Origin of the sequence: Haemophilus paraphrohaemolyticus (genome assembly GCF_002015045.1) — a bacterium.
In the GTDB taxonomy this organism is placed as follows: Bacteria; Pseudomonadota; Gammaproteobacteria; order Enterobacterales; family Pasteurellaceae; genus Haemophilus_A; species Haemophilus_A paraphrohaemolyticus.
Genome location: NZ_MUXX01000011.1, coordinates 1 through 11,260, shown reverse-complemented (window position 1 = coordinate 11,260; position 11,260 = coordinate 1). Strand labels below are relative to the sequence as shown.

General features: G+C 42.8%; 9 protein-coding genes and 5 tRNA genes. 10 read left to right on the top strand and 4 right to left on the bottom strand.

Annotated elements, in window-relative coordinates; genetic code table 11:
• Positions 1 to 212 precede the first annotated feature (212 nt).
• The 8 genes from B0184_RS05695 to B0184_RS05660 all read left to right on the top strand — a co-directional run bounded on the left by B0184_RS05695 (position 213) and on the right by B0184_RS05660 (position 8,487).
• Positions 213 to 1,049 carry a DUF5718 family protein gene (locus B0184_RS05695; RefSeq protein WP_005707705.1) on the top strand — a complete coding sequence of 279 codons (837 nt, stop codon included), beginning with the start codon at positions 213 to 215 and terminating at the stop codon, positions 1,047 to 1,049.
• Positions 1,050 to 1,164: 115 nt separating this feature from the next.
• Complete coding sequence (locus B0184_RS05690) at positions 1,165 to 2,010, top strand: DNA ligase (protein WP_005707686.1); 846 nt, start codon at positions 1,165 to 1,167, stop codon at positions 2,008 to 2,010.
• Positions 2,011 to 2,144: 134 nt separating this feature from the next.
• Complete coding sequence (gene sdcA, locus B0184_RS05685; protein WP_005707760.1) at positions 2,145 to 3,419, top strand: sodium/C4-dicarboxylate transporter SdcA; 1,275 nt, start codon at positions 2,145 to 2,147, stop codon at positions 3,417 to 3,419.
• A gap of 188 nt (positions 3,420 to 3,607) precedes the next feature.
• Positions 3,608 to 3,865, top strand: a complete 258-nt coding sequence (locus B0184_RS05680; protein WP_005707756.1) for an oxaloacetate decarboxylase subunit gamma — start codon at positions 3,608 to 3,610, stop codon at positions 3,863 to 3,865.
• 21 nt (positions 3,866 to 3,886) lie between these two features.
• The gene (gene oadA / locus B0184_RS05675) at positions 3,887 to 5,704 is read left to right on the top strand and encodes a sodium-extruding oxaloacetate decarboxylase subunit alpha (protein ID WP_005707755.1); all 1,818 of its coding nucleotides are present in this window, start codon (positions 3,887 to 3,889) and stop codon (positions 5,702 to 5,704) included.
• 113 nt (positions 5,705 to 5,817) lie between these two features.
• The gene (locus tag B0184_RS05670; RefSeq protein ID WP_005707698.1) at positions 5,818 to 7,125 is read left to right on the top strand and encodes a sodium ion-translocating decarboxylase subunit beta; all 1,308 of its coding nucleotides are present in this window, start codon (positions 5,818 to 5,820) and stop codon (positions 7,123 to 7,125) included.
• Between the two features lie 104 nt (positions 7,126 to 7,229).
• Positions 7,230 to 7,553 carry a zinc ribbon domain-containing protein YjdM gene (locus tag B0184_RS05665; RefSeq protein WP_005707712.1) on the top strand — a complete coding sequence of 108 codons (324 nt, stop codon included), beginning with the start codon at positions 7,230 to 7,232 and terminating at the stop codon, positions 7,551 to 7,553.
• A 91-nt stretch (positions 7,554 to 7,644) separates the two neighbouring features.
• Positions 7,645 to 8,487: a patatin-like phospholipase family protein gene (locus tag B0184_RS05660; protein ID WP_005707724.1), complete on the top strand. Its 843-nt coding sequence runs from the start codon at positions 7,645 to 7,647 to the stop codon at positions 8,485 to 8,487.
• 260 nt (positions 8,488 to 8,747) lie between these two features.
• Here B0184_RS05660 and B0184_RS05655 read toward each other — a convergent pair.
• The 4 genes from B0184_RS05655 to B0184_RS05640 all read right to left on the bottom strand — a co-directional run bounded on the left by B0184_RS05655 (position 8,748) and on the right by B0184_RS05640 (position 9,188).
• Positions 8,748 to 8,823 (bottom strand) — tRNA-Val (locus B0184_RS05655).
• Positions 8,824 to 8,861: 38 nt separating this feature from the next.
• Positions 8,862 to 8,937: transfer RNA gene (locus B0184_RS05650), tRNA-Val, on the bottom strand.
• Positions 8,938 to 8,991: 54 nt separating this feature from the next.
• Positions 8,992 to 9,067 (bottom strand) — tRNA-Val (locus B0184_RS05645).
• Positions 9,068 to 9,112: 45 nt separating this feature from the next.
• Positions 9,113 to 9,188: transfer RNA gene (locus B0184_RS05640), tRNA-Val, on the bottom strand.
• Between the two features lie 188 nt (positions 9,189 to 9,376).
• On the opposite strand from B0184_RS05640, the gene gltX reads away from it, so the two are divergent.
• Both gltX and B0184_RS05630 read left to right on the top strand, forming a co-directional pair.
• Positions 9,377 to 10,816, top strand: a complete 1,440-nt coding sequence (gltX, locus tag B0184_RS05635) for a glutamate--tRNA ligase (protein WP_005707692.1) — start codon at positions 9,377 to 9,379, stop codon at positions 10,814 to 10,816.
• Positions 10,817 to 10,873: 57 nt separating this feature from the next.
• Positions 10,874 to 10,949, top strand: a tRNA-Ala gene (locus B0184_RS05630).
• Positions 10,950 to 11,260: the final 311 nt, after the last annotated feature.

Sequence of the window (11,260 nt, the reverse complement as noted above, 5' to 3'; positions counted from 1 at the left end):
TAGAGAAAAATAAAACTCGCGCAAGCACTTTTTGCAAAAAATTTTAAAAAATCTTCCGCCTGTTGAAACTTTATGCGAAAAGTATGAATAAATACCATTTTTTGATAATTTTCTATACATTTTAGCAGAAGGATTTTTCTAATAATTGTAATTCGGAGTAAATCCCTTTAAAGTATCTTCATTTTCTGACTCTATTAAGGTACTTTTTATTTATGACATTTAAAGATTTCATTGGCTTTGGCGTAGCAGGCAATTTTGCAGGGCATTTAGAACAAGCGGGCGAAGCGGCAGATTTCGTAGCAGTAAAAACCGAAGAGGCAATCCAGCCAAAAGCGATTTTCCCTTTCTATGTGCCAAGTGAAACACTTTCACCAACTGAACAATTTCTTTCTAATTATCCTTTAACACACGACACTATTGCATTCCCAAACGATGCAGACAATCTGCAAATTGAGCCCGAAGTTGCTTTAATCTGTAACATTGAATATCAAAATGGCAAAGTAGTTACCTTAATCCCAACCCATTTTGCAGCTTATAACGACTGCTCAATCCGCCGTCCAAACGCACGCAAAATCTGTGAAAAGAAAAACTGGGGTGTAAATTCTAAAGGTATTTCTGCCACCCAAATCGCTTTAGGTAAATTCGAGCAAGGCGGAAACCTTGACCAATATAACATTGCTTGCTTCCACAAGCGCGATAGCAAGCTTAACACTTATAGCGAAGACAGCCCAGCCGTCAGCTACAGCTACTTCCACCAAAAATTGTTGAACTGGATTATCGACAAAATGAACAACCAGCCCGATCAAGGTCCAATGAATCACATTGCAGAATTGATTAAACAAGCGAATTATCCAGCTCAAGCGATTATCAGCATAGGGGCAACTCGCTACACCCCGTTTGGCGAAACCAACTTCTTGCAAGTGGGCGACACCAGTATCGTAGTAGTTTATAACGCAACAAAATATACTCACGAGCAAATTGTCGCGATGGCAGAAAAAGAAGAATTCGCGGAAGAAGGTATTTCAGCCCTGATTCAAAAAGTCAAATAGCCTACAAACGGTCAAATTTCTGATTATTTTTGCGATCTCGCTCGAAAATTTCACAAAATTTTCTGTTCGCTATTTTCCTTTCTTTTATAGTGCTTCCATTTTGGAGGCACTTTTTATGTTCAAACGGCTCATTTGGCAAATTCTTTTCCTTTCCTTACCGCTTGCAACCCTTGCGAAATCATCTGATTTAATGCTCTTACAAGAGTACAAAAATCAAGACATTTTAGGTTGGGTAATGAGCGAAAAACTTGATGGTGTGCGAGCCTATTGGGACGGCAAGCAATTAATCAGTCGTCAAGGAAATCCTTTCAACCCGCCCGATTATTTCCTGAAAAATTTTCCGCCTTTTGCGATTGATGGCGAACTTTTTAGCGAACGAGGCAAATTTGAAGACATTTCTGGTATCATTCGTTCCGCTGAACCCAAAGGCTGGTATAAGTTGAAGCTACACGTTTTCGATGTGCCAAATGCAGCGGGAAACCTGTTTGAACGCTTGGTAACCTTAGAAAATTATCTGCGGGAACATCCAACGCCTTATATTCAGATTATTTCACAAATTCCCATTCAAGATCAGGCACATTTACAGCAATTCTACCAAGCAATTTTGAACCAAGGAGGTGAAGGTGTGGTGGTAAGAAATCCGAATGCACACTATATTCGCGGTCGTTCGGCTCAAATTCTGAAAATAAAACCTGCAGCTGATGAAGAGTGCACTGTCGTTGCTCATCATCAAGGAAAAGGCAAACACGCCAATCGTCTTGGTGCAATTACCTGTGAAAATCATCGCGGACGTTTTCGAATTGGTTCTGGCTTTAAAAATAAAGAACGAGAAAACCCACCTACGATTGGTAGTCAAATCACTTACCGATATCGTGGTTTAACACAACAAGGTAAGCCCCGTTTTGCTACTTACTTACGTGAACGTAATGAAATCTTACGAAACACAGATCAAACCAGATAGGAAACAACCAAAAATAGTGTTTATTTTAATCTATTTCGCTCCAAACCTGCCTTTTATTGCGTTGGATCAATCCTATCCCCCTCAAGTTAGGTATGATAGCAAGCTAAATTGCAATCCTTTAGAGGAGCTTATCTATGACTCCAAGTGTAATTACACTCTGTTTTCTCGGCTTTGCCGTTTTGATGTTTGCACTCGAAAAACTACCGCTTGCTGTTACCGCAATGGTGGTAACCGTTGGTTTAGCTGTCACAGGAGTATTGCCTGCGAAAGAAGCCTTTTTAGGTTTTGTCGATACCAACGTGATTTTATTCGTCGCAATGTTTGTGATCGGTGGTGCCTTGTTTGAAACAGGTATGGCGAACAAAATTGGCGGCGTAGTCAGCCGTTTTGCTAAAAGTGAACGCCAATTGATGGTTGTGCTAATGGTCATTACTGGCTTGATGTCTGGCGTATTGTCCAACACGGGCACAGCAGCCATTCTCATTCCTGTTATTCTCGGTATTTCTTCTAAGTCGGGCTTTGTACGCTCACGTTTGTTGATGCCAATGGCATTTGCATCCACACTTGGAGGCAACCTTTCACTTATCGGCTCACCAAACAACTTGGTAGTGCAAGGTGTATTATCACAAACTGGTTTAAAATTTGCCTTCTTCGAATACGCAAAATTAGGATTACCGATTTTAGTGGCGGGCATTCTCTACTTTGCTTTTATCGGTTATCGCTTCTTGCCTGCACAACCCAACGTTCACGTGGAAGAAGAGGAATACAATGCGTTCCATAATCACCACAATCCCATCCCTCAATGGAAACAATATTTGTCATTATTAATACTTGTCGGTACGCTACTTGCGATGGTGTTTGAAGATGTGATCGGCATCAAACTCTATATTTCGGCTTGTATTGGTGCCTTGATTTTAGTAATTATGCGCGTCATTACCGAAAAACAAGCCTATCAAGCGATTGATAGCCAAGTAGTCTTCTTATTTGCAGGAACCCTTGCCCTTGCAGATGCCTTACAACGCACTGGAGCTGGTGCTGACATCGCACATTTGATTTTAGGCTTACTAGGCGATAATCCCAATCCCTCCTTGTTACTGCTCACCATTTTATTATTAAGCTGCTTACTGACTAACTTTATGTCAAACACCGCAACGGCTGCTCTTCTTGCCCCAATTGGACTTTCCATTGCAGGCTCGCTCGCTGCTGATCCGCGTGCGGTTTTGATGGCAGTAGTAATCGGCTCATCTTGTGCCTTCGCAACACCAATCGGTACACCAGCCAACACGATGGTACTTTCTGTGGGTCACTATCGTTTTATTGATTACACTAAAGTAGGTTTACCACTCATTGCCATTACCATTATCGTGTCAATGATACTGCTTCCTATTTTCTTCCCTTTCTTCCCATAACGAAATAAGCAGAATCACAAGCGGTTATTTTTGAGGAAACATTTGCAAATTTTCCAAAAAATGAACCGCTTGATTTTTTTGATTAAATTTTTTTGTGATCTACTCCACACTTTTCACTTCAACCCTTTGCACCCCAATTCATTCACGATTATTCTTCAATTATTCATCAATCACGGTAAGGAAATACTATGACCAATGCAGAACTCTTTAGCGAAGGTGTTAATTTGATGATTTCTGGTATGGGATTTGTGATGTTCTTCTTATTCATCCTGATCTATGCCATCGCTTTGATGTCTAAGCTCATCAATCAATATTTTCCCGAACCTATCCCCGCTCCCGTAAGCAAACCCCAACTGGCAACGCCACCTATTCAAGATGATCTCGAGCGTTTACGCCCCATGATTGTTGCCGCCATTGCACATCACAGAAGAAAACAAGGTTTATAAATTATCAGAAGGATTTGAATTATGACAACTCAACCAAAAAAAATTGCCATTACTGATGTGGTATTACGCGATGCTCATCAATCTCTTTTCGCAACCCGTTTACGTTTAGATGATATGTTACCGATTGCCGCCGAACTTGACAAAATCGGCTATTGGTCTTTAGAAGCATGGGGCGGAGCAACTTTTGATAGCTGCATTCGTTTTTTAGGAGAAGATCCGTGGGTGCGTTTACGTGAATTGAAAAAAGCGATTCCAAACACCCCGCTACAAATGCTTTTACGCGGTCAAAACTTATTGGGCTACCGTCACTACGCAGACGATGTAGTCGATAAATTCGTCGAACGCTCTGTGGCAAACGGTATGGATGTGTTCCGCGTGTTCGATGCACTTAACGACCCGCGCAATATGAAACAAGCCCTACAAGCGGTCAAAAAACAAGGTGCACATGCACAAGGTACGTTGAGCTACACCACTAGCCCTGTGCATACGCTGCAAACGTGGTTAGAGGTAACAGAACAACTACTTGAAATCGGTATCAACTCGCTTGTGATTAAAGATATGTCGGGCATTCTCACCCCAATGGCGGCACAAGAATTAGTGAGTGCCATCAAAAAACAATTTGATGTAGAGCTTCACTTACACTGCCACTCTACCACAGGGATGGCGGAAATGGCGTTGTTAAAAGCGATTGAAGCGGGCGTAGATGGCGTAGATACCTCCATCTCTTCTATGTCTGGCACTTACGGACACCCAGCCACCGAGTCAATCGTTGCCACCTTACAAGGCACCCCATACGACACAGGTTTGAACATTCCTGCATTAGAAAAAATCTCCGCTTACTTCCGCAATGTGCGTAAAAAATATGCGAAATTTGAAGGACAACTCCGTGGTATCGACAGCCGTATTTTAGTGGCACAAGTACCGGGCGGAATGCTCACCAACCTTGAAAATCAACTCCGCCAACAAAATGTCTCTGACAAACTCGACCTTGTATTGCGAGAAATTCCACGCGTGCGTGAAGAGTTGGGCTACATACCGTTAGTGACACCAACCTCACAAATTGTTGGTACACAATCGGTAATGAACGTGTTGATGGGAGAACGCTACAAAACCATCGCCAAAGAAACTGCGGGCATTTTAAAAGGCGAATATGGCAAAACCCCAGCCCCAGTGAATTCGGCATTACAAGCCCGTGTGTTAGAAGGTGCTGCACCATTAACCGACCGCCCAGCGGATCATATTGCCCCGGAATGGGATAAATTAGTGGCAGAAGTAACCGCACAAGCCAAAGAAAAAGGCATTACGCTTTCAGGCAATGTCGTTGATGATGTGTTAATCGTGGCACTCTTCCAACAAGTGGGCTGGAAATTCTTAGAAAACCGCAACAACCCAGCTGCCTTTGAACCTGCACCAACAGGCGAAGAGGTTGCAAAACCTGCAGAAAAACCGATCGCTTCTCAAGCTCCAGCTGCAAAAGCAGGCGAACCAGCCGTTTACACCGTAGAACTTGAAGGCAAAGCCTTTGTGGTGAAAGTGAGCGAAGGTGGCGATATTACTCATATCACCCCAACCACAGCTCTAGCGGCAGCCTCACAAGCGGTGCAATCTGCACCAAATTCTGCAAATACTGAACCTGTGAAAGCCCCAATGGCGGGAACTATCTTAAAAGTGGAAGTGGCAGAAGGTCAGCAAGTGGCTGAAGGCGATGTGTTGCTCATTCTTGAAGCGATGAAAATGGAAACCCAAATTTGCGCAGCTAAATCGGGCAGAGTGCAAGGCATTAGCATCAAGCAAGGCGACTCTGTGGCGGTTGAACAAGTAATGATGAGCATTGCTTAATATTATTGTAGGAACGTGTTGCACACACTCTGATATTTCGAATGATGTGAAAGGGCGTGTGCAACACGCCCCTACATAGAAAGCACATATTGCGACAAGAAAAAGGACAAAATATGGACAGCATTATTGCACTTTTCCAAGGTATGGGCATTATGCATATGGAGTGGGGGCAAGCGGTGATGATTGCAGTAAGCCTGTTACTCCTCTGGCTGGCGATTGCCCGTGGCTTTGAGCCACTTCTGCTCTTACCGATTGGTTTTGGGGGATTACTCTCGAACATTCCTGAAGCGGGTATGGCGATGACAGCTCTCGATAATCTTTTACACCAAGGTACACCTGAACAATTGGCAATTATTGCCGCCAAAGTAAACAGTCCAAGCATCGACGTTCACAGCTTAAAAGAAGCGATTGCTTTAGCATTGCCGTCTGTGCAAAACGAACTTGAAGTCATCGCAGGCGATATGGGCTACACCGCTGGCGTGTTGGCGTTATTCTATAAAGTAGCAATTGGCTATGGCGTAGCACCATTGGTGATCTTTATGGGCGTAGGTGCGATGACCGACTTTGGCCCGCTACTTTCTAACCCGAAAACCTTGCTTTTAGGGGCTGCAGCACAATTTGGGATCTTCGCCACCGTGCTAGGTGCGTTAGCCCTTAACTGGATTGGCGTGATTGATTTCACTCTGCCACAAGCCGCAGCAATCGGCATTATCGGTGGCGCGGACGGCCCAACTGCGATTTACTTAGCAAGTAAACTCGCCCCTGAATTACTGGGTGCGATTGCAGTAGCCGCTTACTCTTATATGGCATTAGTACCACTTATTCAGCCGCCAATTATGAAAGCCTTAACGACCGATGCAGACCGTCGCATTCGTATGGTGCAAGGTCGCCAAGTCAGCAACCGTGAGAAAATTCTCTTCCCAATCGTGTTGTTGGTGTTAGTGGCACTCTTATTGCCAGATGCAGCCCCATTACTAGGTATGTTCTGTTTTGGTAACTTAATGCGTGCGAGTGGCGTAGTAGAACGCTTAAATGACACCGCTCAAAATGCGTTAATCAACATCGTAACCATCTTCTTAGGCTTATCTGTAGGGGCAAAATTAGTGGCGGATAAATTCCTACAACCACAAACCCTCGGCATTTTAGTGCTTGGCGTGATTGCCTTTGGCATCGGTACAGCAAGCGGTGTATTAATGGCGAAATTGATGAACAAATTCACCAAAGATAAAATCAACCCACTTATCGGCTCCGCAGGCGTTTCTGCCGTGCCAATGGCAGCGCGTGTGTCGAATAAAGTTGGTCAAGAATACGACAAACAAAACTTCCTCCTTATGCATGCAATGGGTCCAAACGTAGCAGGTGTTATCGGCTCAGCCATTGCTGCTGGGGTAATGTTGAAATATATTTCAGCGATGATGTAATTAGTTGTAGGGTGGGCTTTTAGCCCACCCTACGACATAATAGAGCTATATTTTTAGACGATTTCGTTATAAAATGCCAAATTTTACAACATTAAGGACTAAAAATGACATTCCCAGCTTGCCCAAAATGTAACAGCGAAAATACCTACCACGATTCGATCCAATTCGTTTGCCCAGATTGTACTTATGAATGGACAGGCGAAGAAGTGGCTGAAGACGATGAAGATCAATTGATCGTCAAAGACAGCAACGGCAATTTATTAGCTGATGGTGATGATGTGTTATTGATTAAAGATTTAAAACTCAAAGGCTCATCAGAAGTGTTGAAAAAAGGCACAAAATTCAAAAATATTCGCCTAGTAAATGGCGACCACAACGTAGATTGTGGCAAAATTATGCTGAAATCGGAGTTTTTGAAAAAAGCGTAATCTTTAATATACAGATGCCAACGGCGGACTTTAGTCCGCCATTTTTTTATAACAAATACAACTATTTCAAATAATAATTTAAGGAAAGCAGATGAAAATTGGCTTAGTGCTCGAAGGCGGAGCAATGCGAGGAATGTACACCGCAGGCGTGCTGGATACTTTTTTAGACAAAGATTTCTGGGTGGATGGTGTTATCTCCGTTTCAGCAGGAGCGTTATTCGGTGTTAATTATCCTTCTAAGCAGAAAGGACGAGCAATTCGCTACAATAAAAAATTTATGCCAGATGACAGATACGTGAGCCTTAAAAATCTCATCAAAACGGGCAATATCATCAGCAAAGAGTTTGCTTTTTATGAAGTCCCGTTCAAACATGATATTTTTGATAATGCCACTTTCCAGCAAACGCAAATAGATTTCTACGCCACTATTACTAATCTGAACACAGCTCAGGCAGAATATGTCAAACTGACTGATCCACTGGCTCAAATGGAAGTGCTACGAGCCACTTCCGCAATGCCTTATGTCTCAACGCCTGTCGAAATAAATGGTATACCTTATCTTGACGGTGCGATTGCCGACTCCATCCCACTTGAACAAATGAAAAAAATGGGCTACGACAAAATCATCGTGGTACTTACTCGCACGCTTGATTACCGAAAATCCAAGCCTAATCCGCTACTTGCTAAACTTTGGTATCGCCAATATCCAAAATTTGCTGAAGCCGTAAATAATCGCTATGTAATGTATAACCAACAAGTCAAAAACGTGATTGAGCAAGCCGAAAAAGGAGAAATCTTTGTGATCCGTCCCTCTGTTGATTTAAGCATAAAACGGGTAGAGAAAGATCCGAATAAGTTGCAAGCAATGTATGATTTGGGCGTCAGTGATATGCTAAGAGAGTGGGCGAATTTTCAGGCGTTTTTAGAGAAATAAAAAGTTGCAAGCGGTTGAGTTCTAAAAAATATTTACAAAATTTAGGTAAATTTAACTGCTACCCTATTGATAATTTTTGGCATAGTAGACAAAATAGTTGCTAAAAAGTGGCTTAAAGACTTATAGTACAAAGCTTTAAGCACACTTTTTGAAGAAAAATAAACATTAGCAACTTTTTTGTCTACTATGCCTAATTTCTAGTTTAGAAGTTTATATAAAAGGAACGATATCGGTCGCACTATATATAAGGAAAATAAGAGTGGTGGGCGATACCGGTCTCGAACCAGTGACCCCCTCCTTGTAAGGGAGGTGCTCTCCCAACTGAGCTAATCGCCCGAAACTGAAGTCTCGACTAGTTTAAACACTAAAATAAGTGGTGGGCGATACCGGTCTCGAACCAGTGACCCCCTCCTTGTAAGGGAGGTGCTCTCCCAACTGAGCTAATCGCCCACTTAAGATAAGCATTTAAACTAATGGGAATTTGAAAATGAATACACGTTGAAGTGGTGGGCGATACCGGTCTCGAACCAGTGACCCCCTCCTTGTAAGGGAGGTGCTCTCCCAACTGAGCTAATCGCCCATTTTCAAAATATATTAGATTGTAACAACGAACCACAAAAGAAAGTGGTGGGCGATACCGGTCTCGAACCAGTGACCCCCTCCTTGTAAGGGAGGTGCTCTCCCAACTGAGCTAATCGCCCGTTGTTGTGTCGTGCATTATAGGGATTTTTCATCGCCCGTCAAACGGATTTTCTCTTTTTATGATTTATTTGCCGATTTTTTATGCCAATTTGGCATTTTTTTCGGATTATTTGCCTTTAACCCATCTCTTAACAATAGTAAAATAGATAAATCTTTTCTTAAATATATCAATTAAATAGGCAATAAGATGAACATTGAACCCCTTTTCCCTTTAGATCCAAATGTAAAAGTTCGCACCCGCTTTGCCCCTAGTCCAACAGGTTATTTACACGTTGGCGGTGCGCGTACGGCACTTTATTCTTGGTTATACGCTAAACATTTCAATGGCGAATTTGTATTACGCATTGAAGATACTGACTTAGAACGCTCAACCCCGGAAGCTACTCAAGCAATCCTTGAGGGTATGGAGTGGCTTAATCTTGCTTGGGAACACGGCCCTTACTTCCAAACGAAGCGTTTTGACCGCTACAATCAAGTAATCGACCAAATGATCGAACAAGGCTTAGCATACCGCTGCTATTGCACCAAAGAACGTTTAGAAGAACTTCGTCACACACAAGAACAAAACAAAGAAAAACCACGATACGACCGCCACTGCTTGCACGATCGCAGCCATTCGGTTGATGAACCACACGTTGTACGCTTTAAAAACCCAACTGAAGGTTCAGTTGTATTCAATGATGCCGTGCGTGGTCGCATTGAAATTAGCAATAGCGAATTAGACGACTTAATTATTCGCCGTACCGATGGTTCACCAACCTACAACTTCTGCGTGGTGGTGGACGACTGGGATATGGGCATCACACACGTTGTACGCGGCGAAGACCACATCAACAACACTCCTCGCCAAATCAACATCTTAAAAGCATTGGGCGCACCCATTCCGACTTATGCACACGTTTCAATGATTAACGGCGACGACGGTCAAAAACTCTCAAAACGCCACGGTGCAGTAAGCGTAATGCAATACCGTGATGACGGCTACTTACCAGAAGCCCTCATTAACTACCTCGTGCGTTTAGGTTGGGGACACGGCGATCAAGAGATCTTCACCCGTGAAGAGATGATCGAATTATTCGACATTCACTCGGTCAGCAAATCGGCAAGTGCGTTCAACACTGAAAAATTACAATGGTTGAATCAACATTATATGCGTAACTTGCCTGCAGAACACGTTGCGAAATACCTTGAATGGCATATGGCAGAACAAGGTATCAACACCGCAAATGGGCCAGCTTTAGCAGAAATCATTCCTGTGTTAAGTGAACGTGCAAAAACCTTAAAAGAATTAGCTGCTACAAGCCGTTATTTCTATGAAGAGTTTGAAACTTACGATGAAAAAGCTGCAGCGAAAAACTTCAAACTTGAAGCGATTGCACCACTTGCAAAACTATTGGAAAAATTGACCGCTTTAACCGATTGGACAGTTGAAGTAATCCACGATGCGATGAACCAAACTGCCACTGAATTAGAAATCGGTATGGGCAAAGTGGGTATGCCATTCCGTTTAGCCGTAACGGGTTCAGGTCAATCGCCATCTATGGACATCACAGCAAAATTAGTCGGTCGTGAACGTACTCTTGCACGTGTACAAAAAGCAATCAACTTTATTCAAAAACAAGCATAATTTTAAGAATTACGCTTGACAGAATTTGTGGTGGAATTTATTATTTCAACCACTTACGGGGATATAGCTCAGTTGGGAGAGCGCTTGAATGGCATTCAAGAGGTCGTCGGTTCGATCCCGATTATCTCCACCAAATTCAATATCTAATCGGTTCAAAATGAACCTATAAAGCCTTGAGCCACAACGGTTTAAGGTTTTTTTATTGTCCTATTTCACCCTGTCCGATAATTGGGATCGAGCCGACGACCCATTTTTAGTAGGAGCATTTTTTATAGTGTAAGAATGAGCCTACTAAACTTCCTACTAAAAATCTAGGCTTTGGCATATTCATTTAGGTTTGATTAGGTTAATAAAAAAGCCTCAAACCGTTGTGGCTCAAGGCTTTATAGGTTCTTTTCGAACCGCTTAGTTTTTCGTTTTGGTGGGCTGGGGTCAGCTGAATTG

Coding starts and splice junctions, on each gene's coding strand:
- B0184_RS05695 (WP_005707705.1), top strand. CDS start 213: ATGACATTTAAAGATTTCATTGGCTTTGGCGTAGCAGGCAATTTTGCA.
- B0184_RS05690 (WP_005707686.1), top strand. CDS start 1,165: ATGTTCAAACGGCTCATTTGGCAAATTCTTTTCCTTTCCTTACCGCTT.
- sdcA (WP_005707760.1), top strand. CDS start 2,145: ATGACTCCAAGTGTAATTACACTCTGTTTTCTCGGCTTTGCCGTTTTG.
- B0184_RS05680 (WP_005707756.1), top strand. CDS start 3,608: ATGACCAATGCAGAACTCTTTAGCGAAGGTGTTAATTTGATGATTTCT.
- oadA (WP_005707755.1), top strand. CDS start 3,887: ATGACAACTCAACCAAAAAAAATTGCCATTACTGATGTGGTATTACGC.
- B0184_RS05670 (WP_005707698.1), top strand. CDS start 5,818: ATGGACAGCATTATTGCACTTTTCCAAGGTATGGGCATTATGCATATG.
- B0184_RS05665 (WP_005707712.1), top strand. CDS start 7,230: ATGACATTCCCAGCTTGCCCAAAATGTAACAGCGAAAATACCTACCAC.
- B0184_RS05660 (WP_005707724.1), top strand. CDS start 7,645: ATGAAAATTGGCTTAGTGCTCGAAGGCGGAGCAATGCGAGGAATGTAC.
- gltX (WP_005707692.1), top strand. CDS start 9,377: ATGAACATTGAACCCCTTTTCCCTTTAGATCCAAATGTAAAAGTTCGC.